At 66.8% G+C, this 19,739-nt stretch carries 23 protein-coding genes; 4 read left to right on the top strand and 19 right to left on the bottom strand.

Annotated features, from left to right (window positions below; translation table 11 throughout):
• Window positions 1–4: 4 nt before the first annotated feature.
• The 5 genes from P2W41_RS15345 to P2W41_RS15325 form a co-directional block, all read right to left on the bottom strand.
• Window positions 5–868, bottom strand: coding sequence for a replication initiator protein A (locus P2W41_RS15345; RefSeq protein ID WP_404933629.1), 864 nt, complete (start codon window positions 866–868; stop codon window positions 5–7).
• Between the two features lie 7 nt (window positions 869–875).
• Entirely contained in the window at window positions 876–1,142 is a 267-nt protein-coding gene (locus P2W41_RS15340; protein WP_404933628.1) for a helix-turn-helix transcriptional regulator, read from the bottom strand.
• Between the two features lie 137 nt (window positions 1,143–1,279).
• Window positions 1,280–1,813 carry a DUF2285 domain-containing protein gene (locus P2W41_RS15335; RefSeq protein ID WP_404933627.1) on the bottom strand — a complete coding sequence of 178 codons (534 nt, stop codon included), beginning with the start codon at window positions 1,811–1,813 and terminating at the stop codon, window positions 1,280–1,282.
• The gene (locus P2W41_RS15330; protein WP_404933626.1) at window positions 1,773–2,126 is read right to left on the bottom strand and encodes a transcriptional regulator domain-containing protein; all 354 of its coding nucleotides are present in this window, start codon (window positions 2,124–2,126) and stop codon (window positions 1,773–1,775) included. Before P2W41_RS15330 ends, P2W41_RS15335 begins: the two co-directional genes overlap by 41 nt.
• A 124-nt stretch (window positions 2,127–2,250) precedes the next feature.
• Entirely contained in the window at window positions 2,251–2,514 is a 264-nt protein-coding gene (locus P2W41_RS15325) for a DNA -binding domain-containing protein (RefSeq protein WP_404933625.1), read from the bottom strand.
• Window positions 2,515–2,742: 228 nt separating this feature from the next.
• On the opposite strand from P2W41_RS15325, the gene P2W41_RS15320 reads away from it, so the two are divergent.
• Entirely contained in the window at window positions 2,743–2,958 is a 216-nt protein-coding gene (locus P2W41_RS15320; RefSeq protein ID WP_173187370.1) for a helix-turn-helix domain-containing protein, read from the top strand.
• A gap of 9 nt (window positions 2,959–2,967) precedes the next feature.
• Here the strand turns inward: P2W41_RS15320 and P2W41_RS15315 are convergent, their stop codons facing one another.
• Complete coding sequence (locus P2W41_RS15315) at window positions 2,968–3,135, bottom strand: hypothetical protein (RefSeq protein WP_404933624.1); 168 nt, start codon at window positions 3,133–3,135, stop codon at window positions 2,968–2,970.
• A gap of 365 nt (window positions 3,136–3,500) precedes the next feature.
• Here P2W41_RS15315 and P2W41_RS15310 point away from each other — a divergent pair, with 365 nt between their 5' ends.
• Window positions 3,501–4,268 (top strand): sulfite exporter TauE/SafE family protein, encoded by a 768-nt coding sequence (locus P2W41_RS15310; protein WP_404933623.1) that lies wholly within the window; start codon window positions 3,501–3,503, stop codon window positions 4,266–4,268.
• Between the two features lie 120 nt (window positions 4,269–4,388).
• Here the strand turns inward: P2W41_RS15310 and P2W41_RS15305 are convergent, their stop codons facing one another.
• The gene (locus P2W41_RS15305; RefSeq protein ID WP_126006724.1) at window positions 4,389–4,790 is read right to left on the bottom strand and encodes a single-stranded DNA-binding protein; all 402 of its coding nucleotides are present in this window, start codon (window positions 4,788–4,790) and stop codon (window positions 4,389–4,391) included.
• A gap of 17 nt (window positions 4,791–4,807) precedes the next feature.
• Complete coding sequence (locus P2W41_RS15300; RefSeq protein WP_404933622.1) at window positions 4,808–5,452, bottom strand: hypothetical protein; 645 nt, start codon at window positions 5,450–5,452, stop codon at window positions 4,808–4,810.
• Between the two features lie 388 nt (window positions 5,453–5,840).
• On the opposite strand from P2W41_RS15300, the gene P2W41_RS15295 reads away from it, so the two are divergent.
• A complete protein-coding gene (locus P2W41_RS15295) occupies window positions 5,841–6,206 on the top strand; it encodes an ArsR/SmtB family transcription factor (RefSeq protein ID WP_404933621.1) in 366 nt (121 codons plus the stop codon).
• A gap of 8 nt (window positions 6,207–6,214) precedes the next feature.
• Entirely contained in the window at window positions 6,215–7,030 is an 816-nt protein-coding gene (locus P2W41_RS15290) for a bile acid:sodium symporter family protein (RefSeq protein ID WP_404933620.1), read from the top strand.
• A gap of 262 nt (window positions 7,031–7,292) precedes the next feature.
• Here the strand turns inward: P2W41_RS15290 and P2W41_RS15285 are convergent, their stop codons facing one another.
• The 11 genes from P2W41_RS15285 to P2W41_RS15235 all read right to left on the bottom strand — a co-directional run bounded on the left by P2W41_RS15285 (window position 7,293) and on the right by P2W41_RS15235 (window position 19,703).
• Window positions 7,293–7,709 carry a hypothetical protein gene (locus P2W41_RS15285; protein WP_404933619.1) on the bottom strand — a complete coding sequence of 139 codons (417 nt, stop codon included), beginning with the start codon at window positions 7,707–7,709 and terminating at the stop codon, window positions 7,293–7,295.
• A gap of 163 nt (window positions 7,710–7,872) precedes the next feature.
• Window positions 7,873–8,814, bottom strand: a complete 942-nt coding sequence (locus P2W41_RS15280) for a DUF2493 domain-containing protein (protein ID WP_404933618.1) — start codon at window positions 8,812–8,814, stop codon at window positions 7,873–7,875.
• Between the two features lie 316 nt (window positions 8,815–9,130).
• Window positions 9,131–10,171, bottom strand: coding sequence for a toprim domain-containing protein (locus P2W41_RS15275; RefSeq protein WP_404933617.1), 1,041 nt, complete (start codon window positions 10,169–10,171; stop codon window positions 9,131–9,133).
• Window positions 10,171–14,526, bottom strand: coding sequence for a strawberry notch-like NTP hydrolase domain-containing protein (locus P2W41_RS15270; RefSeq protein WP_404933616.1), 4,356 nt, complete (start codon window positions 14,524–14,526; stop codon window positions 10,171–10,173). The genes P2W41_RS15275 and P2W41_RS15270 overlap by 1 nt, the downstream gene beginning before the upstream one ends.
• 158 nt (window positions 14,527–14,684) lie before the next feature.
• Window positions 14,685–15,098 carry an antirestriction protein gene (locus tag P2W41_RS15265; protein WP_404933615.1) on the bottom strand — a complete coding sequence of 138 codons (414 nt, stop codon included), beginning with the start codon at window positions 15,096–15,098 and terminating at the stop codon, window positions 14,685–14,687.
• Window positions 15,091–15,504 (bottom strand): hypothetical protein, encoded by a 414-nt coding sequence (locus tag P2W41_RS15260; RefSeq protein ID WP_404933614.1) that lies wholly within the window; start codon window positions 15,502–15,504, stop codon window positions 15,091–15,093. Before P2W41_RS15260 ends, P2W41_RS15265 begins: the two co-directional genes overlap by 8 nt.
• A gap of 69 nt (window positions 15,505–15,573) precedes the next feature.
• Window positions 15,574–15,771 (bottom strand): hypothetical protein, encoded by a 198-nt coding sequence (locus tag P2W41_RS15255; RefSeq protein WP_404933613.1) that lies wholly within the window; start codon window positions 15,769–15,771, stop codon window positions 15,574–15,576.
• Window positions 15,771–16,031 (bottom strand): DUF6117 family protein, encoded by a 261-nt coding sequence (locus P2W41_RS15250; RefSeq protein WP_404933612.1) that lies wholly within the window; start codon window positions 16,029–16,031, stop codon window positions 15,771–15,773. Before P2W41_RS15250 ends, P2W41_RS15255 begins: the two co-directional genes overlap by 1 nt.
• Window positions 16,032–16,117: 86 nt before the next feature.
• On the bottom strand, window positions 16,118–18,277 hold the full coding sequence (locus P2W41_RS15245; protein WP_404933611.1) for a chromosome partitioning protein ParB: 2,160 nt from the start codon (window positions 18,275–18,277) through the stop codon (window positions 16,118–16,120).
• Between the two features lie 125 nt (window positions 18,278–18,402).
• Window positions 18,403–18,744, bottom strand: a complete 342-nt coding sequence (locus P2W41_RS15240) for a hypothetical protein (protein ID WP_404933610.1) — start codon at window positions 18,742–18,744, stop codon at window positions 18,403–18,405.
• Complete coding sequence (locus tag P2W41_RS15235; RefSeq protein WP_404933609.1) at window positions 18,741–19,703, bottom strand: ArdC family protein; 963 nt, start codon at window positions 19,701–19,703, stop codon at window positions 18,741–18,743. The genes P2W41_RS15240 and P2W41_RS15235 overlap by 4 nt, the downstream gene beginning before the upstream one ends.
• Window positions 19,704–19,739: the final 36 nt, after the last annotated feature.

Raw genomic sequence — 19,739 nt, 5'->3', positions numbered from 1 at the left:
GCGATCATGTCGCCGCTCCCGCACGCTTGCGGCGGCGCGGCATGGGCTGCTCACCGATCGGCTGGAAGGTCAGGCGCTGGCGACCATCGGGATCGTCGACCAGCGCCAGGCGGTAGCCGGGAAGCGGCTGGCGCTGGACGATGGCGCGCAGCTCGAAGCGGAAGCGCCGGAGCGGCGACAGGCTGCCGGATTTGAGATGAAGATGCGGAACGTCGAAGCTCCAGCCGCCGCTTTGCCGGCCGCCATGCTTACGCACCAGCCGGTAGAGCCAGCGTTCGAGGCCGCCGGTCAGCCCGAAATAGTCGCGGTCGATGGTCAGCACGAGCGCGTCGTCGAGGACGCCGGCATAGAACCAATCCGGCAGGATCATCTCGATGCCGAGCGATCGCCCCTGCGGGTCGAGCCGCTCCTTCCACTCGGCGATCCACGAGAAGCGGTGCCGGCGACGCTCGGAGGGCTGGCGGATCGAGGTGAGGATGGTGGTCGATTGCAGCCTGTCCAGCGCGGCCTTCAGCCTGTCATAGTTCAGGCCGGAGTCGGTGCGACCGATGAAGGTGAGGATCTCGTAGGGAGTGGACGCCATGAAGCGCGAGGTGGAGAGGCCACGGTCGCGCGCATCGACGATCTGGCTCGCGGCCCAGATCAGCACGTCGGCATCCCAGATGGTCGCCATGCCGTGCTCGGCCGTTGCCTCGACGCGGATCGACACGTCGCCCATGCGAAAGTCGATCGGCGTGATGCGGCGCGATTTGCCGAGCGAGAAGAACGGCCAGGACATCAGGTCTTGAGCGTCGCGCGCGGCGATCTCGCCTGAGCGTGCCCTGAAGAGTTCGAGCTGCTGGCCTTGATATGTGCGGCGTCGGGTCATGCGGTGGTCATCGGGGCGTGTCGGTCGCGCCCGAGTCCCGAGGAGCGGGAGGGCTCGGCGTCGCCGGCTCGGAGGTCGATTGGCGAGCGCTCGCGTCGATCCAGGCTTGCAGGTCCGCGACGGCGTAGACCACACGGCCGCCGAGCTTGTGGTAGATCGGCCCGGTCCCGTCGCAGCGGTGCTTTTCCAGCGTGCGGGGAGACAGGTCGAGGAGGCGCGCCGCCTCCGGGGTCCGCACGAAGCGCGGCCAACTACTGTCGGTGATGGTGTCCATGATCGACCTCCGTCGCGGCCGCCGTGAGAACGGCGAGTCAGATGAGACGATGGCGAAAAATCAGCGGCCCAACGGAGTGACAAAAATCGGGGGGTCTTAGGAGAAGTGTCCCCCCTTCGCGCCGGCCTGCTGGCGAGTCAGTCTCGACCGCGTTCGCGGCGGTCGCGCGATCCCTGCGGGGTGAGCCAGCGGAGATAGCCACTTTCGATCTGGCGGCGCGCGGCCGCGAGGATGCGCGCGAGCCGTCGGCGCTCCGGCGCGTTCTGCCAGTCGACGGCACGCATCGTCTCGACGGTCCGGTTGAGCAGGACGGCGGCGACGATGCGGCGAGAGGCACCGGATTCCACGCCGTCCGATGCCCGCAGCATCAGGGCGGCCCGACGAATCTGGAATGCGGAAAGCTGTTGCTGGCGCGGCCACGGACCGGACCGATTTCCGTCGAGGCGCCGCTTCAGGCGGGCCGCATTTCGGTGACGCCACCAGAAATGCTCGTCGAGCGGAAGGAAGATGCCTGCGCGGGAAGGCTTGTCGCCATACCGGAGCCAGAGCCTGTGATCCCCGGCCTGGTCTTCGGCAAGGGCGTGCAGGCCGTCGCCGGCCAGCTCGCCCAGCACCGGCAAGGTGCGAGGATCAGGAAGCGAAGAAGCTGCAAAGCCTTCGGGGACAGCCATGACAATGAGCACGGCAGGGAAGATTCGGGGTAGCCAGACGGGTCGAGCGGTCAACGCCGATGCAGAAGGGTCCGCCGGGAAAGGCCAGCCCCCAGCGGCGGGACAGGCGCGCTATCGCGTCCTCCGTGTCCGCGCCGCCAGAGGCGACCCTTTCCAGCGTGCCGGCATAGTCCTGCCGGTATTCACGGTTGCGACGAAGAAACTCGAACGAAATGCCGCCTCGGTCGAGACGGCCCAGATGTTCCTCAAACTGCGGTGATCGCCAGTCGTGCAGCGGCTCCATGTAGAATCCTCCCCGCCCGGTCGTTGCCATCGGGATGATTCGAGTATTGGGGCGGTCGGAAGATCGGGAAGTCGCAAAATCAGAATACGAATCTCGATCTGCGCGAGCAATCCAGGGTTGCGGAATCATAAAGGATGCAGCGACCGGCTTAGGGTCATTGCATGCGCGGTTGCAGCAGGTGCTTGTATCCTTTCTCCGTCATCCAGCGTGCGCGGGCGAGATGGCTGTCGTGCATCTGCTTCGCGCGTTCGGGATCGGCGTCTACGTCGAGCCCGAACACGATCTTGGCGACCTCTCGCCAGTCGGCACCTCCCTTGGCAGCGTCGAGCAGGCGTAGATAGGTTGCAACGTGAGCTTCATCATAGGCATTCACCCTGTCGGTCAGCGGAGGGCTGTCCTTGAAGGGGGATTTGCTCATCGTCGTGTCCTTACTTCCTCGCGCGTGTAGTTCACAAATACGTCATCACTTCGAGGTGCAATAGAAGTTCCGCGACTGGCATCGAAGATTCTGGGAATGCTTCCATTCCGCGATTCGACAGAAAGTCGGCGGGCTGCGACGCATTTGATCTCCGCGCATGTGGTTGAACATACCGAATCGGAACGATCGTTCCTAGAACGATAATTCCGGTTCTGTTTCGGATGCGTCATGGACCTCAAAGAGGTGATGGCGATCAACATGCGTCGGCTGCGCCATGACAAGGATATGACGCAGGAAGAAGTGGCCGAGCGCTCCGGGCTAAGCGCTCGCTATATCGGCTCGATCGAACGCGGCAAGGTTTCGGCGAGCGTGAGCATTCTCGGAAAGGTGGCGGACGCGCTCGACGTCGATCCCTGCGAGCTGATCCGCGTGTCGAAACCCTGACGTTCGCCCTCAAGGGGCGAACGGGTCGATTTCGCGGATGATGGCGTCGTCGTCGCCGTCATATTCGGCGGCGGGCATGGCGCCGACCGTGCCGTCGCCGGCGCGGAAGATGACGATCGTGACCAGCAGGGTGGCGGCGAGGCTGAAGGCGAAGGCTTGCGCGTCTGGAAGTGACATTGCTGCGGCTCCTGATCTGGAGCGGGGCCATCCCCGCTCGACAGGCGCCCGATGCGTTTCGGCCGCGGCCGCGATCACCGCCGGGGCGAAGCCTCCGGCGGCGGCATGCTATGCATAGTCCGACCCCTTGGGGTTGATCGTGGAAGGCCGCGACTGGAACCAAGGTCAGCCTCCAAGAGAGGGGTGGCTTCTTTCGCGGTCGGAGCCGCGCTGTGCCGTTCCGCGCGGATATTGCCGAAGCCGCCCGGCTGTTCCGTCTGTATCCGCTGTCGCGCCGTGATCGGTGCGGTTGCTGCAATGAAATCGGATCACCAAGCGCATGATGAACATCAGAGTTGGGATCAGTTTGCTTTCGGGCGTCCGCCATGGGGTGCTACAGCGCGCGCATGATCGACGTTCTGTTTGCCATAGCGTTAGCCGTCGTGGCGCTCTTCTACTCGGCCGTGGGACAGGCCGGCGGCACCGGCTATGTCGCCGTGATGGGTCTGGCCGGCTTCGATCCGGCAACGATCAAGCCGACCGCGCTTGCGCTCAACGTGCTGGTTTCGGCGATCGGGTGCTATCGCTTCCATCGCGCCGGCATGCTGACGTGGAGGACCGTCTACCCGTTCGCCGTGCTCGGCGCTCCGTTCTCACTGTTGGGCGGGGCGCTGCATCTGCCCGCGTCCGTCTATATGCCGGTGGTTGGCATATTGCTGCTCATTGCGGGGGCACTGATGCTCCGTTCGGTGAAGGACGCTTCCACGCTCGACGAGCAAGCGCCTGTCGTTCCCCCGTTCCTGCCGTCGCTGATAGTGGGAGGCGCGATCGGCCTGGTCTCCGGGGTGACGGGCGTGGGCGGCGGCATCTTCCTCGCCCCGGTGGTGCTTGCGCTGCGCTGGACGGAAACGCGGAAGGCGGCCGCCATATCGGCGGTCTTCAACCTCCTGAACTCGTCGGCAGCCCTGCTTGGGGCATGGGCGACGATGCCGTCGCTGCCGGCGCAGTTGCCGATATGGCTGGCCTGTGTCGCCATCGGCGGGCTTGTCGGATCGTGGCTGGGCGCGAGATATTTGAAGCCGGGTGCATTGCGGCTGGTGCTGGCGGCTCTGTTGCTGGTCGCTGCCGCGCGGATGATCGCGACTTCCTTCTAGTCGCGTCATTCGCAGCGACCATGCCGCGCTGGCCTTGAGAGGGTTCCGCTTCAGGGAGCGCCGGCCGCGAACGTGAGGAAGGCCCGGCGGCTTTCGCCGCCGGGCTCTCGACACCTCCTTTCAGAACGGGATCTCGTCGTCGGGATCGTTGGCGCCACGGCTGTCGTCCTCCCGCTTCGGCCAGCTCAGGAAGTCCACCGTCTCGGCGATGATCTCCGTGCTGTAGCGCTCGACGCCTTCCCTGTCGGTCCACTTCGTGTAGTGGATGCGGCCCCGGACCAGCACCTTCATGCCCTTCTGGCAATGCTGCTCGACCGTCTTGCCGAGGCCGTTGAAGCAGGTGATACGGTGCCATTCGGTCTCCTGGACCCGATAGCCGTCCTTGTCCCGCAGAACCTTGCCTTCCGCGTAGCGGGGGCGCGAGGTGGCCAGGGTGAAGTGGACGATGCGGGTGTTGTTGATGGTGGTGCGGCCCTCGGGGTCCTGACCGATGTTGCCGGCGAGAATGACGATGTTCTGCATGGTAGTTCTCCGTTGCTTCAATCGGAGGGACCGTCCCTCCGACGAGACCCGGCCACGGTCGCCGGGAGCCGACAGCAACCCTTAAGGCCCGGAGTGGGGCGGGCAGGCGCTTCGCGCCAACACGGTTCGGAGCCGCGGGGGTTGAGGGCGGAAACCGCTCGGCCGTAGGGGATCAGTCGGTCGGAGGGCATGTCCTTCCGCGAACACATCACGGAGAAGCCGCAGAACCTTCCTCCTTGCCGGCCCGGCCATCGGTCGCGGCCTCGAACCCGCGCCTTCTCAGGAAACACCGCGATCACCGCGCCTGTCTCACGCAGATGCCGACCTCGGATGGCAGATGAGGGAGAACGCTGGCGCCGGCATCCCAGCGAATTGGCGCCGTCTCCATTTCGGAGGCCACGGCGACGGATCGTGCGCGCCTGAAGGGATGAAGCACGGCTCCGGCTCGATGCCGTAACCACGCCACGGTGGCCGACAGCCAGAACGTCGAGAGCATCACGTACGCGATCATGCTGATCGGGGCGTCCCGTGGCGGCCAGATGCGGAGACCGTGATGCGGAGACGGAGCGGATACCGGCGGCGAGCCCGTCATGAGCGAGGTTCGCAGAGCTGGTGGAGGTGCCGTCGAGGCCCGTCGTCATGGAAGCGGCCGATCGCGGCATGCGCGATTCTGCCGAATGCCAGGGAGATGAGGATGGGTTTGGGAAGGAGGTGGAGGGAACCGTCCCTCCTTCCCACGGGAGGATGCTTGAAGGAGGGGCGTTGCCCTTCCTTCATCGTAGAGTCCGAGAGGGACGACCAGCCCTCTCGACAGTTGTTCCCGGCGGCCGCCTCCATCGGAGCGGCCGCCATCCTCAATCCGGCCCGCAGAGTGTCGCAAAAGTCTGTCACGCAATTTCGATTTTTTGCGCCCGACTTTTGCGCCCGACTTTCCCCTGAAGATTCAGCGGCGGGCGTTTTGTGACGAAATTCAGGATTACCGCGACATTGACGCGTGCGCCAGCCACCTATAAATGTTCGATTCAATAATACATGAAATGTTGAATAGATATGAACGAACAAGATGCGCTCAAGGGCTTTGCCGCACTCTCTCACGAGGACCGCTTACGCATCATCCGCATGTTGGTGGTGGTCGGCGCTGATGGAATGGCCGCTGGCGCTATCGCCAGTGCGCTCGATGACGCCCAGCCGTCCCGCGTCTCCTTTCACCTGAAGGAACTGGAACACGCCGGACTCGTGCAAAGGCGGCGTGATGGCAAGTCGATCATCTACAGCGCCAACTGGCCCGCGCTCTCCGATCTCGTCGCCTTCCTCATGCACGACTGCTGCCAAGGCCACTGTGAATACTGCGACAAAGCTATTGCCCTGTTCGCGAAATGCGAGGGCCGACCAACCGGCTCGATCCGCTGCGAATAGGAACGGCCATGCAAAGAATCCTCGCTTTCGTTGAAAACAATCTCCTGCTGCTGGCCGTCGCGACGGCCGCGCTTGGTCTGCTGGTGCCTTCGCTCGGGATCGTCCTTGAAGGCGGCATAAGCCCGCTTCTGGCACTATTGATGCTCGTCATCAGCCTGACATTCGACGCCCATGCGGTGAAACTGGTTTTCCAGAAACCAAGCCGGCAGATTTGGGCAGTCTGCCTTGTCTATGGTCCTATGTCGCTCGCGGGGTGGCTCACGGGACGCCTGTTCTTCGGCTCCGGGCCGCTGGCGGCCGGTCAAACGCTCGTCGGCACGTTGCCGACAGACGTTTCCGCGCCGCTGCTGGTCCTGCTGGCGCGGGGCAACGTCGCCCTTGCGGCCGTTCTCAACGCAGTCAACACGCTCTTTTCGCCGTTCATCGTGCCGTTGCTGTTCCTGCTGCTGACCGGGATCGAGCTGCAAGTTCCCATCGCAGCGGTCATCATAGAGCTGCTGCTTATCGTGGTGGTGCCGACCGTGATCGGGGTTTACCTGCGAACGCGCTACCCGCAATCGGTCGGCCGTCACGATGGCCTCTATCCGTCCATCGGCTCGGTGATCTACCTGCTTTTGCTGCTCGCGGTCATCGGCCCGAACGCCGAAACAATCCTCGGCTATGGCTGGTTCGCGATCGTGATCGCGCTCGCTGCCCTCACGCTGAATCTGATCGGCTATGCGGTCGGGTCCATCGCCAAGGTCTTTGTGGCCGACCGGCAAGAGCTGATCGCCTACCTGTTTACGGTGAGCAAAAAGAATTCAGCATCGCCGCCGCGTTTGTAGCTGCATCCGGCCTGCCCACGGAAATCGCCGTGCCTGCCGCCTTTTTTGCCGTGATTCAGATGATTACATCACCGATCGCCGCGAAGATATTGGCGTCAGGAAGCCGGGCCGCTGCGGCCACCCCACAATAAGGCTGTGCAAACTGCCGTCGCGAAAATCCCGAAACCTGCGACAGTTTCGCGTCCGACGTTTGCAGCGTCGCAGAAAGCCGCCTGTTTGCGACACTCGCACGACGGCCTCGCGACAGCGTAAGGCTTTGGGTTCAGCGCGGCGATAGGGCGGCGGCGTGGGCGCTGATGTTCAGCAGCGCGGCGATACCGACGATCAGGCCGCCGGTGCCGCATAGAAGATTGAGCGCGACCATCGACTCGATGACGTTGTGCGCAACGCCATGCACCACCGTATAGCCTGCCAGGGCGGCGGGCGCGGCGAACAGCACGAGGACGGGAAGACGCAGGAGGGGTGCCTGCACGAAGGCGAGGACGGCAGCGGCGACCACCACGGAAAGCCCGGCCGCGCCAAGCGCAGCGATAAGGGACATGGCGACGCTCGCATCGGTCGCAGAGACGTAGCGGAATGCGGCAAGCCCGACCATGAAGGGCAGCGCGTAGATCGCGAAGTTGAAGGCGATCACGCAGAGCGCGATCGACAGCGAGACGGCGAGCAGGATGAGGGTCATGGAAGCCTCCGGATGATCGGTTTAAGGATCACGACAGGCTGTCTGACGATACGCTCCGCCTGCGACTTTGCTTCTGTGCCGGTGCTACGAGGATGCACGGATTTGACCCCTTTTGCTGGCGATCGTCAAGCTCAGGCGGCCGAGACCGCCTGAGCGGCGGCGCCTAAGCGCCGCCTCGATCGCGGAAATCGTAGACGTTGATGCCGAGCTTCCTCGCCTTGTCGGCAAGGTTGCCCTGGATGCCGCCGCCGGGAAACACGATGACGCCGATGGGAAGCGTTTCGAGCACGGCGTCGTTGCGCTTGAAGGGCGCCTGCTTCGCCGGATACTTGGCGAAGTCGGGCGGGAACGGAACGGTCGGCACCTTACGGTTCGCCGCCCATCTATCGGCGATCAGGTCGGTGCCGGTCCTGGCGCCGCCATGCAGGAGGACCATCTGCGGATACTTGGCGTGAACCTTGTCGAGCACGTTCCAGATGAGATCGTGGTCGTTGAAGGTGCTGGCGCCGGAGACCGCGATCCTCGGCCCGGCCGGGACCAGCACCTCGGCGTCCACCCTGCGGCGTGCGGCGAGGAAGTCGCGGCTGTCGACCAGCGCCGAGGTCAGGTTGCGATGGTTGACCATCGAGCCGGAACGCGGCCGCCAGCCTGATCCGGTGCGGCGCTCGTAGTGCTCGGCAGCCTGGTCGCGCATCAGCTCGAAGGCGTCGCGCCGCTCGATCATGGTCTGGCCCTCGGCCGTGAGGCGCTCCAGTTCGACGGCCTTGATCTCGGTGCCGTCCTGTTCCCGCTGAAGGCGGCGCTGCGCCTGCTCGTTATCGTCCAGCGCCCGCTCGATCCGCTGGACCGTGCGGTGGAAGAGATTGACGGTCGACCAGAGCAGATCGTCGAGATCGGGTTCGAGCCTTGTGTCGCCAAGGGTAGCGATGAGGGCGTCAAAGATGTCTGCGACGGCTCCGGCCACCATGTTGCCCTCGGGCAGCGGCCTCGGATCGGGCTCGTCCTCGAAGGGACGCCAGCCATAGAGCTGAAGTTCGGTGAGCAGGCGGTCGGTGGGGGATGAAGCGTGCTGCGGCTCGAAACCGTCGTCCTGTTCGCTTCTCATCTGCGTGGTCTCCTTCGTCGGTCCGACCGCGACCCTCGCGGCCTTCATGGCGTCGGAAGCCCACGGGCGGGCCGGACTGGCAGTCCTCGCTCGCGAGGGCCTTGATGGCCAAGGCAGACGATTCTGTTTCGCGATGCAAAGGCGGGCTTGCCCGCCGGCGGAAAATCGTCGGCCGCCGCCATTGCCTGTCCGGGCCGTTTGTGGGCTCGATCGCCCTCTCGGAAGGCCGGGTTGCGGTCCCCACCGACGATCGGTGGAGCCCGCGCGGAAGCGAACCGGGGACAGCGGTGCCGCCACCCGCTCCATCACCGATCTGCTACGCCGCCACCGCCATGAAGCGGGTGGCGTCCTCATGGACGAGTTGGGGCTGGATCAGCGCCCGCAGGGCTTCGGAGCCGTGAAGGCGCAGATCCTCGTTGAAGTCCTCGAGGCGCGGCGACAGCACCACGGCCTCGATCCCGGCGCTCGTCGCACGCTCGACCAGCCGATCCCGCGCGCCGTCGCCGGCTTGATCGCGGTCGCGCAGGACATAGAGCCGCCGCAGCGTCGCCGGGAACAGGATGGCCGCGAGATGGGCGGCCGAGGTCGCGGCGATCATCGGCATGCCGGGCAGCACCATGCGGGGCGACAGCACCGTCTCGATGCCTTCGCCGGCCGCAAGCACATCGTCCGCCACGCCGAAGCGGATGCCGTGTCCGAGCAGGTCGCCCATCGCCCGCCTCGGCGTGTCGACGTCGGCCTTGCCCGAACCGTCCGCTTTGAGCCAGGTGCGGTGTGCCCCGGTCAGCCGGCCGTCGAGGTCGGTGACGGCGGCGATCAACGCCGGCAAGGACTTTCTGGGGCTGCGCTCGTCGGGGCGGTAATAGCAGCGCGGATGGAACCACAGGCTGGTGATGCCGGACAGGTCCGTGATGCCGCGCCCGCGCAGATAGGTCTGCGCGAGCGTGCCACGGATCGGTCGCGACATGCCGACCAGACGCCGTGCCGCTTCGGGGGAGCCTGCCGCGCGGCGGCCCGGCTCGCCGGCGAGCGTGCCGGTGCCGGGCTCCGGATGGGGCTCGTTGAGGAAGCGCCGGGCTTCGTCGGCAATGTCCTTGAAGTCGATGAGCCCAAGGCTTTCGCGGACAATATCGAGCATGTCGCCATGCTCGCCGGTGGCGGCATCGGTCCAGTGGCCGGCTGGTCCCTTGGCCGAGCTGCGCAGCCGGACATACATGGATCGGCCGGGCAGATTGCGTGCGTCCCCGACCAGCCAGTAATTGCCCTCGCGCCTTCCATTGGACAGATAGTGGCGGCAGGCCGCCTCGGCATGGAGACCGAGACGGCGGGCAAGTTCCGAAGCGTCGAGACGGGGCATCACGCAGCCTCCCGTTCGCTGATGCGCTCGACCGACCATCGGTCGAGCAGCCTCGCCAGCACCGCGACCCCGCTCGCGTCCGTGGGAACGAACATGCGCAGTTTCCACGAGATGATCTCGTGGAACAAGCCATAGGCGGACAAGCGTTCGCGCATCGTGTCGGTGAAGCCGGACAGCTCGATGCGGTAGGCGCCCATGACGCGGACGCGGCGAAGCTGGAGCCCATCGTCGAGGTCGATGATGGTCCTTCCCTCCATGAGCGCCGCGAATGCGTCCTCGGCCGACAGCGAGACCGATCCGGTGATCACGGCGTTCGCCGCCCATGCGGGCGAGACCCTGCGGCCGATGATCCGCTCGCCGTCATCGGTCTGAAGCCGGTAGACGCGCGAGGACTCGTTGGGCAGGCGCCGCCAGATCGGCAGCAGCAGGCCGGTGACGATGTGGATCGTGGAGTCCGAGAACTCCGGCACCTCGGCCACCTCGGCATTCCAGACCGACGCGAAGGCGTCGTGGTCCGCCTCGACCCAATGGCTTCCAACCATCGCCCCGAAGGGTATGGTGTGCGCCTCCATCGGCCGGATCAGGCGGACGCGATACTGGACATCGCCATCGTCGGTCATGACGGCCGGGGCATGGACCTGCACCGCGGCGCGGCCGGAGCGCTCGTTGACCAGCAGCTTGGCGCGCGGGTCAAGGAGATGGTCGAGCGCCGCATCGAGCGTGACCGGCCGGTTGCGCCTGCGCTCTGAGATGGCGAGCAGCCGGGTCTCGGCACCGGTGCCGGGGTGCGTGTAGATGGTCTCCCGGCCGGTGACGACGAAGCTCTCCGCGCTCAGCGTCTCCAGGCCGGCATCGTAGCTGCCGGACGCAATGGCGCCTTCGATCCGTGCGTTCAGCAATCCCTCGAAGGCGGTGAAGATGATGCCCTGCATGTCGATGGTGAGCGCCAAGAGGCGGTTGAGGAAGGTCGAGATGCCCGGCAGCTCGTCCTTGATGCCGGTCGAGTCCGTCAGCTTCAGGCCGGTCGACGCCTCGAAGCGCTCCAGCGAGCAGCCTTCGACCTTGCCGCGCACGATCAGCATGTAGAGTTGGCGCAGCGCATCGCGGGCATAGTGCGATTCCAGATTGTCCTCCGGACGAAACAGGCCCTGACCGCCCGTCTGCCTCTGGCCGCGCGTGATCGCGCCCAGCGTGTCGAGCCGGCGCGCGATGGTCGAGAGAAACCGCTTCTCGGCCTTGACGTTGGTGGCGATCGGCCGGAACAGCGGCGGCTGCGCCTGGTTGGTCCGGTGCGTGCGGCCGAGCCCCTGGATGGCGGCGTCGGCCTTCCAGCCGGGTTCGAGCAGGTAGTGGACGCGCAGGCGCGTGTTCCTGGCCGACAGCTCGGCGTGATACGACCTGCCGGTGCCGCCTGCGTCGCTGAACACCAGCACACGCTTCTGGTCGTCCATGAAGGCGGCGGTCTCGGCCAGGTTGGCGGAGCCGGCGCGCGTCTCGACGACAAGGCGATCATGGCCGCCGTTGCCGGTCCTGCGGACGATGCGCCGCGAGCGGCCGGTGACTTCGGCCACCATGTCGGTGCCGAAGCGCTGGACGATCTGGTCGAGCGCGCCGGGGACCGGGGGAAGGCTGGCGAGCTTCTCGATCAGGGCATCGCGGCGCGCGACGGCCTCGCGGCTTTCGACCGGCTGGCCGTCGCGCGTGACCGGCCGCGACGACAGCCTCCCCTCCGAGTCGGTGAACGGCTCGTAGAGCTGCACCGGGAAGGAGTGGCGAAGGTAGTCGAGGACATATTCCCTCGGCGTGATGTCGACGCGGACGTCGTTCCATTCCTCCGTGGGTAGCTCGGCCAGCCTGCGCTCCATCAGCGCCTCGCCGGTCGAGACGATCTGCACGACGGCGGCATGGCCCGCCTCCAGATCCCGCTCGATCGAGCGGATCAGGGTGGGCGTCTTCATGCTGGTGAGCAGATGGCCGAAGAAGCGCTGCTTGGCGCTCTCGAAGGCGGAGCGCGCGGCCGACTTCGCCTGCTTGTTCAGCGTGCCGGAACCGCCCTCGCTGCCGCCGGTGATGTTGGCGGCCTGCATGGCGGCGTCGAGGTTGTTGTGGATGATGGCGAACGCCGCAGCATAGGCGTCGTAGATGCGGGTCTGCTCGGGCGTCAGCTCGTGCTCGACCAGCTCGTATTCCACGCCGTCGAAGGAGAGCGAGCGGGCGGTGTAGAGGCCGAGTGCGCGCAGATCGCGCGCCATCACCTCCATCGCCGCGACGCCGCCGGCCTCGATCGCCTCGACGAACTCGGCCCGCGTCGAGAACGGGAAGTCATCGCCGCCCCACAGGCCGAGCCGCTGGGCGTAGGCGAGATTGTGGACCGTGGTGGCGCCGGTCGCCGAGACGTAGACGATACGGGCATCGGGAAGCGCATGCTGGAGGCGAAGCCCGGCACGGCCCTGCTGCGACGGGGCGGCATCGCCGCGCTCACCCTTGCTGCCGACCGCGTTCTGAAGCGCATGGCATTCGTCGAAGATGACGACGCCATCCCAGTCGGCGCCGAGCCAGTCCACGATCTGCTGGACGCGGGACGCCTTCTCGCCGCGCTCCTCGGTCCTCAAGGTGGCGTAGGTAGTGAAGAGGATGCCTTCGGGCAACGTAATCGGCTTGCCCTGCGGGAAGCGCGACTGCGGCGTAATCAGCAGGCGCTCCATGCCGAGCGCCGACCAATCCCGCTGCGCGTCTTCCAGCAGCTTGTCCGACTTCGAGATCCACAGCGCCTTGCGGCGGCCTCTCATCCAGTTGTCGAGGATGATGCTCGCGGATTCGCGGCCCTTGCCGACGCCGGTGCCGTCGCCGATCATGAAGCCGCGCCGGAAGCGGACCGCGCCCGTCGCGTCGTCCGGGGCGGCCTTCACGACGTCGAAGGTCTCATCGACCGTCCACGATCCGGCGAGATGGTCGGAGTGCGCCTCGCCGGCATAGATCAGGGTTTCGAGCTGGGCGTCCGAGAGGAGATCGTGGATATTGCCCGGCAGGCGCGGCCGATAGCTCGGCTTCGGCGGCGCAACGGACGCCATCGCCGCCGACTGCACCAGCTTGGTCGGATGAGGCTGTGCGCCGGGGATGCGGATCGACTGGAGCGCGTATTCCTCATAGATGGAATCGGTGATGCTGGCGGTCCCGGCATCCTGGCGGTAGATGGTCTCGTAGCTGAGGTCGACGCCCTCCGGCTCGGCCAGCGGCTTTCTCGGCGCGGCCTTCGCGGCGCGGGCGAGATAGCCGCGCACGGTGCGGGGCGCAGGCGTGGCGGCGACCGGAACCGCGACGGCTGGATCGACCGGCAGGCGGGCCGGCACATGCTCGGCAACCCAGCCCATCAGCGACTCCGCGTCGGGCGCGATGCCGGGCGACGCCGGAAAGACGGCGGGATCGTCGGCCGGCGGCTTGTCGATGACGGTCAGCCGCGTCGGGAACGTCGTGCCATGCTTGGCATAGACGGCACCGTCGACGGCGGCCGTGAACACGACGCGGCCGCGCTCCTGCAGACGGGCATAGGCGGAAGCCCATTCGGGAGCGTCGGGTGCGAAGTTGGCGCCGGTGATCGTGACGAGGCGGCCGCCGGGAGCGAGCCGCGCCAGCGCCGAGGCGACATGGCGGAATGCCGCGTCCGCCATCCGTGTTTCGACATGCGCCATGACGGAGAATGGCGGGTTCATCAGCACCACGGTCGGCGTCACGGCCAGGTCGAGGTGGTCGTCGATCTGGGCCGCGTCGAAGCGCGTGACGGACAGGGCCGGAAAGAGAGAGGAAAGGAGCGAGGCGCGGGTCTCGGCCAGCTCGTTGAGGACGAGCGTGCCCCCGGCGATCTCGGCCAGGATGGCGAGCAGGCCGGTGCCGGCCGAGGGCTCCAGCACGCGGTCGGCCGGCGTGATCGCGGCCGCGGTGGCCGCGACCAGGCCGAGCGGGATCGGGGTCGAGAACTGCTGGAAGGACTGCGCCTCTTCTGAGCGGCGCGTGTGGGTCGGCATCAGCGCCGCGATGCGTCCCAGCAGCGGCAGGCTCGCCGCCGGGGAGCCACCCTTGCGGAGCAGCGCCTTGCCGAACCGGCGCAGGAACAGAACCGTGGCCGCCTCGCAGGCTTCGTAGGCGGTCTTCCAGTTCCAGGCGCCCGACGCGTCGGAGCCGCCGAAGGCGGTTTCCATCGCGCGGCGCAGGACCGGAGCGTCGATGCGCTGGCCGCGTTCCAGATGAGGGAGAAGGAGCTGCGCGGCCGCGAGGATGGCGGCGGCGGTGTCGGGCTCGGAGGCGAGCGGGATCGGCGCGTCCGCGTTCGCGGCTACGGTAGCGGGCATCATGTTCATCGGGGAGCCTTAAGGAGAGCGGGAACGGGACGAGCCGCGCAGCGCTCTCTCTCGACCGCACCGGCTCGAACCCGTCCCGGTCTTCCTCTCCCTCTCAGGCCGCAGGCATGGCCGACATGGAGAAAGGCGCCCCGCCGAAAGGCAGGACGCCGTAATTTTCAGTCGAGGACCTGGGAAATCTCCGATGCCTCCGGATGTCGGAGCGAATAGACCCGAAGCCGATAGTAGCGCTGCGCCAGCAGCTCCGATTCGTACCGGATGGAAAGATGCGAGAGCGCGAGAAGCGTCGCCAGGATTCCGGCAGCATCCGCCGAGACCTCGCCGCGAAATCCGGTGATCTCGCCTTCGATCCGAAGACGCGGCCTCGACGTCGGGGCGAGGAAGAGCGGCTTGCCACGGTATTCGTAGAAGTCCCAGAATCCCCCGCCATAGTCGTGCGGGCTGAGCCGGTCCATGAAGCTGTAGACCGTGTTCTCCGCGATGATGAGGAGCGGCATGCCGAACAGAGCCGGCAGGAAGCCCTCGCGGCGATCGTCGGGAACCAGGGACGCGGTGCGGACGATCTCAGGCATCGCGCTCGCTCCCCTCGGGATCGCGGGCGGCGGCCATGATGGCTTCGGCCTTGGAGATCGCCGACACCGCACGTCGCCGCCAGAGCGCGAGTTCGGGCGCTGCCGGATCGGCGGCGGCGAACATCTTGAGAAGGCCGAGCAGCACCTCGAAATGCCGGGCCTTCCGGCGCATGGTGTCGCCATATTGCGAGGGAACCGGCAGGCTGCGCGCCGAGTGTGGAGCGCCGGTTCCTTCCCAGATGCCGCTGACGAAGGTTTCGCCGGGGGTGTCGTGGGAAATCTTGCGGAGCGACCAATCCTCATCTTCCACCGCCAGCCGGCACGCCTTGTCGACGGTATCGGCCTCGTAGCTGCGAAGACGGTGGACCGGCACGTCATGCGCGGTCTCGATGGTGAAGGTGGGCATGGATGCCTCCTGAATCGAAAAAGCCCGGCGCGAGGCCGGGCAGGGTTGGAAGGAAGGGCGGGAGCCGTGTCAGTGGCGGGCTCGCATGAAGGCGCGCTGGATCTCCGCATGGCGCCGGAGCATGGCGCAGTAGAACATCCTGCGGAGCAGCCGCCGGCACGGGTCGGCGCGCACTTCGGGCGGCAGATATTTTGCTGCCGCCCGGACCACGGCTCGTTCGGTATCGAGCGGGCTGACGCCGAGATCGGGATAGTGCGACTGCAACATCACCTGCCTCCTTCATCGCGCGGCAGGAAGCCGGACGGATCGTCCGGGTCCGGCGGAAGGTAGGCGTCGTAGGGATCGCCATCGGCCAGATGGCCGAACGGCGTGAAGACGTAATCGCCGCCGTCACGGCCGACAGCGCAGATGACGTAGCGCAGGTCGCCGGTCGCGGCATCCTGGCACTCCATCAGAGCGAGATTGCCGTCGCCGGCGGCTCTAAGCAGCGTGTTGAAGTTGGTGCGAGCATGGTCGGGAATCGCCATCGTGATCTCCTGAAAACGAGAACGGCCCGGCGCATGGCCGGGCCGGGAGTGAAGGAAGGAACGGAGCGGCCGAAGCCGCTCCGCGACTATTCGGCGGCGACCAGGTGCTCGGGATCGCCGTCGCCGGTGCCGGCCGCCGCTTCGTCCTCGTCATCAGCGAGGAAGGCGGGCAGCGCCTCGCTGTCGCCCTCCGTGCCGGCGTCAAGCTCCGGCTCGGCGTCGAGCGGGCGCAGCGGCTCGGGCAGCCAGCCGGTGTCGGCCAGGAGCCGCTCGGCTTCCTCCGCCATGTCGCCCTTCTTCAGATGGGCGATCAGGTCGGCCGCGCGATCGCCTGCGCCTTCGCGAACGGCTTCGAGGATGCGGGTCTTCGGAACGCGGCCGAGATAGTTGTCGACCGTGGGCCGGAAGCCCGCCTCGATCATGTCGAGGCCCGTGGTGCGGGCGAGCCGATCCGCCTCCGCCATGCGAAGGTCGAGACCGTGCTGCGAGATACCGCTTGCGCTGATCGGGTTCGGCCGCTCGTAAAGCGCGTTGACGCCGAAGCTGACGCAATGGGCGAGCAGCGCCAGGCGGCTGGCCTCGTCGAGCGCAGCGAGCCAGTCCCAGAGCGCGTCGTCGTCGGACGGAAGGTCGAACTTCCAGCCGTCGTGCCGGTCCTTGACGGACTTCGCATAGGGGCTGTCCTTGAGGTCCGGTCCCTGTTCGCGGAAATAGACCTCGCGGACGGAGGCCCCGACCGCAGCTCCGGTGGTGGAGCGCCCGAACGTGTCGCGCACCAGCTTATGCAGCAGCGCCGTGAGCGCGACCTGCGGGTTGGAGCCCAGCGCGTCGCGCAGGGCGAGCGTGCGATGCGCGGTCAGCTCGGCCACCAGCCGTTCCGACAGCGGGCGGATGACGTCTTCCTCGTCCTCCTCCGGTTCGGACGGCTCGCCGCCGATGGTGATGACGGTTCGCATGACGCGCGGCCCCTCGGAGCCGTCGCCATCCGTGTCGGCACCTTCGGCCTCCGGCGCATCGCCGTCGACCGTGGCGGCCGGCTCGTCCTCGGGCCGCACATAGCCGCGATCGACGACGAGGTCGCCATCGGAGTCGACCGAGATGAAGACGCCGGCGATGGCGATCTCGGCCGGATCGTATACAGCCGGGCGGCACTCGAAGGCGTCCAGCGCCATCTCGATCTCCGTGAGCCGCTGATGGGTCTCGTCGGGCAGCTCGTCGCAGCCGTCATGCTCGGCCATCAGCGCGTCGTACTCGTCGCGCAGCGTGTCGCGCTGCTTGCGCTCCTTGCGCGTGAGTTCGGGCAAGGTGCCGGCGAGCGGGCGAAGGCCGCGTTCGTGGCCGAGGGGAAGGTCGAGGCTGACGGTGATCCACTTCCAGCCCTCGGCGGCCACCTCGTCGGCGACGGTCCTGAGCTTGTCGGCCACCAGCCTGTCGAGCAGCGGCACGTCGTCGAGCCAGCCGCTATCCTCCTCGTCGAACAGGTAGCGGGGCAGCACGGGGCCGCCCGCCGCGACATAGGCGTCGATGCCGACGAACAGCGCGCGCTTGTCGGAGGCCGGAACGCTGGTCTCGGTCAGCATCTTGCGAACGTGCCAGGGCTCGCGGTAGTGCGACTGCCTCACCGCATCCCAGACCTGCTCCTGCCGAACGTGATCGGGATTGGCGGTGAAGGTCTCCAGCAGCGCCAGCGTCATGCCGTTTTCGGCATAGACCTCCAGCAGCTTCGGCGAGACCTCGGCAAGCGCAAGGCGCTGCTCGACATAGCGCTCGGTGGTGAAGTAGGCGGTGGCGACCTCCGCATTGGACATGCCGCCGTCGACCATGCGCTTGAAGGCCCGGAACTGATCGAGTGGGTGCAGCGCCAGCCGGAACGTGTTCTCGGCCAGCGAGTCGTCCACGGCCGACGTCCTGGGATCGGCCTTCTTGACGATGCAGGGGATCAGACCGTCCTCGGGGAAACGCCCCGCCTTGACGAGCCGGGCGATCGACCTGTAGCGGCGGCCGCCCGCCGGCGTCTCGAAATCGCCGGTCTCGTTGCCGTCCGCATCGAGGATGGCGCGGACATTGAGGCCCTGCACGAGATCCTCGCGGCGCTCGATGTCGAAGGTGAGTTCGTCCAGGCCGGCTTCGACGTCGACCTCGCGGACATTGCTGTCCGAGAGCCTGATCCGGTTGAACGGTATATCGCGCGCCTGCGAGAAGACGATCATCGGGGCGGCGGACTTCTTCCTGGCAGCTCTTGCCATCGTGGTATCTCCACGACGGGCGCGGAGAGCCTCTCTCTCCACTTCCAACCCGTCACGGAAACCCCGGCCCCTCTCTTCCTCTCGGCTGCGCCGGCACAAGCCAGCGCAGCCATCGGCCCGGACGGTCACAACGCGAACTGACGGGGCCGCTCGTCGTTGAAGCGGTACTTGCAGCGTAGCGCCTCGATCGCGCCGTTCTGCCGCTCGGCCTTGCGCCGAAGCCGTTCAAGCTCGGCCTGCGCGGCTTCGGTCATGCGGTCGAGAATGCGTCGGTATTCGGCCTCGTCCGCGCCGGTCCAGCGGCTCATGCTGCGGTGATACCAGCGCGACTTCGGACGCCGCCTGATGGTCTCGGCCTCCGCGCCGTCGCAAAGCCGGCGCTCGACAAGGGCGAGGTTGTGCCGGGTCTGCGCCAGGCTCTCCTCCATGCGGGTGAGCGCCGTGCGCAATTGCGCGTAGGTCATCATGCGGCCTTCCTGTCGATCGAGGAGACGGCATCGGCGTCGGGTTGCTGATCGGCCGGGAGGAAAGAGAGCAGCCAGTCGGCCGCCTTGCTGGCCTGCGACGCGGCGCGGAAGATCGCGCGGTTGTCCTCGCGCATCGTGTCGATCCACGCGCCGATGTAGTCGGCGTGCCGCACCGTGGGCTTGATGCCGAGCGCCGCGCAGCAAAACGCGCTCGAAAGCTCGGCCACGCATTCCTCGATGAAATACTTCTTCGAGCCGAAGGAGCCGCCGAGATCGCGGGCGAGACGCGAGTGATGGCCGCTGGCGTGCGACAGCTCGTGCAGGGCCGTGCGGTGCCAGTTGATCGGCTCGAAGAAGGCGGCCGGGGGAGGCACCACCACATAGTCGAGGGCCGGAACGTAGAACGCCTTGTTGCCTCCAATGCGGAAGTCGATGCCGGTGGCCTTGATGAGCGCCTCGACCGTGGGCTCGATCTGGCCGGGCGGCGGGGGTGGCGCGGCGACGGTGACGTCTTCGGGGAGGTTCTCGCATTGCGCCGTGTTGAACACGGTGAAGCGCTTCAGGAACGGGATCGCGTGGGCTTCCTCGCCGGTCTCCTGCGCGCGCTTCTTCTCGTCGTCGGGGATGAAGCGGTCGGCGTAGACGACCGTGGTGCCGCGCTCGCCTTTGCGGACATTGCCGCCGAGCGAAAGCGCCTGGCGGAAGGTGAGCCAGCCCTGGCCGGGAAAGCCGCGCTCGACCACGGCGCCCCAGAGCAGGAGGATGTTGATGCCGGAATAGCGGCGGCCTGTGGCGGCGTTCTTCGGCAGGCCGAGGAGCGCGCCGGCCTCCGGCGTGCCCCAGGGCTGCACCCAGGGCACGCGGCCTGCCTCCAGCTCGGCGATGATCTTGTCGGTGATGTCGTCGTAGAGGCTCGTCCGGTCCGAGCCGGCGCGAGCGCTGCGGTCATGTCTGGCCATCGGGATTACTCCGCGACGGGCCTCGGGAGCCTCTCT

It is taken from the genome of Nitratireductor sp. L15S-10, from assembly GCF_045011005.1.
GTDB lineage: Bacteria > Pseudomonadota > Alphaproteobacteria > Rhizobiales > Rhizobiaceae > Nitratireductor.
This window is presented reverse-complemented; position numbering and strand designations above follow the sequence as displayed.

What these genes read in the sequence shown, in the direction of transcription:
- P2W41_RS15335 (WP_404933627.1), bottom strand. Translation starts at nt 1,813, where the DNA reads ATGGCTGTCCCCGAAGGCTTTGCAGCTTCTTCGCTTCCTGATCCTCGC.
- P2W41_RS15305 (WP_126006724.1), bottom strand. Translation starts at nt 4,790, where the DNA reads ATGCAGAACATCGTCATTCTCGCCGGCAACATCGGTCAGGACCCCGAG.
- P2W41_RS15280 (WP_404933618.1), bottom strand. Translation starts at nt 8,814, where the DNA reads ATGAGAAGCGAACAGGACGACGGTTTCGAGCCGCAGCACGCTTCATCC.
- P2W41_RS15285 (WP_404933619.1), bottom strand. Translation starts at nt 7,709, where the DNA reads ATGACCCTCATCCTGCTCGCCGTCTCGCTGTCGATCGCGCTCTGCGTG.
- P2W41_RS15270 (WP_404933616.1), bottom strand. Translation starts at nt 14,526, where the DNA reads ATGAACATGATGCCCGCTACCGTAGCCGCGAACGCGGACGCGCCGATC.
- P2W41_RS15300 (WP_404933622.1), bottom strand. Translation starts at nt 5,452, where the DNA reads ATGCCGCGATCGGCCGCTTCCATGACGACGGGCCTCGACGGCACCTCC.
- P2W41_RS15310 (WP_404933623.1), top strand. Translation starts at nt 3,501, where the DNA reads ATGGGGTGCTACAGCGCGCGCATGATCGACGTTCTGTTTGCCATAGCG.
- P2W41_RS15330 (WP_404933626.1), bottom strand. Translation starts at nt 2,126, where the DNA reads ATGGCAACGACCGGGCGGGGAGGATTCTACATGGAGCCGCTGCACGAC.
- P2W41_RS15255 (WP_404933613.1), bottom strand. Translation starts at nt 15,771, where the DNA reads ATGTTGCAGTCGCACTATCCCGATCTCGGCGTCAGCCCGCTCGATACC.
- P2W41_RS15315 (WP_404933624.1), bottom strand. Translation starts at nt 3,135, where the DNA reads ATGTCACTTCCAGACGCGCAAGCCTTCGCCTTCAGCCTCGCCGCCACC.
- P2W41_RS15290 (WP_404933620.1), top strand. Translation starts at nt 6,215, where the DNA reads ATGCAAAGAATCCTCGCTTTCGTTGAAAACAATCTCCTGCTGCTGGCC.
- P2W41_RS15260 (WP_404933614.1), bottom strand. Translation starts at nt 15,504, where the DNA reads ATGCCCACCTTCACCATCGAGACCGCGCATGACGTGCCGGTCCACCGT.
- P2W41_RS15295 (WP_404933621.1), top strand. Translation starts at nt 5,841, where the DNA reads ATGAACGAACAAGATGCGCTCAAGGGCTTTGCCGCACTCTCTCACGAG.
- P2W41_RS15250 (WP_404933612.1), bottom strand. Translation starts at nt 16,031, where the DNA reads ATGGCGATTCCCGACCATGCTCGCACCAACTTCAACACGCTGCTTAGA.
- P2W41_RS15265 (WP_404933615.1), bottom strand. Translation starts at nt 15,098, where the DNA reads ATGCCTGAGATCGTCCGCACCGCGTCCCTGGTTCCCGACGATCGCCGC.
- P2W41_RS15320 (WP_173187370.1), top strand. Translation starts at nt 2,743, where the DNA reads ATGGACCTCAAAGAGGTGATGGCGATCAACATGCGTCGGCTGCGCCAT.
- P2W41_RS15235 (WP_404933609.1), bottom strand. Translation starts at nt 19,703, where the DNA reads ATGGCCAGACATGACCGCAGCGCTCGCGCCGGCTCGGACCGGACGAGC.
- P2W41_RS15245 (WP_404933611.1), bottom strand. Translation starts at nt 18,277, where the DNA reads ATGGCAAGAGCTGCCAGGAAGAAGTCCGCCGCCCCGATGATCGTCTTC.
- P2W41_RS15240 (WP_404933610.1), bottom strand. Translation starts at nt 18,744, where the DNA reads ATGATGACCTACGCGCAATTGCGCACGGCGCTCACCCGCATGGAGGAG.
- P2W41_RS15340 (WP_404933628.1), bottom strand. Translation starts at nt 1,142, where the DNA reads ATGGACACCATCACCGACAGTAGTTGGCCGCGCTTCGTGCGGACCCCG.
- P2W41_RS15275 (WP_404933617.1), bottom strand. Translation starts at nt 10,171, where the DNA reads ATGCCCCGTCTCGACGCTTCGGAACTTGCCCGCCGTCTCGGTCTCCAT.
- P2W41_RS15325 (WP_404933625.1), bottom strand. Translation starts at nt 2,514, where the DNA reads ATGAGCAAATCCCCCTTCAAGGACAGCCCTCCGCTGACCGACAGGGTG.
- P2W41_RS15345 (WP_404933629.1), bottom strand. Translation starts at nt 868, where the DNA reads ATGACCCGACGCCGCACATATCAAGGCCAGCAGCTCGAACTCTTCAGG.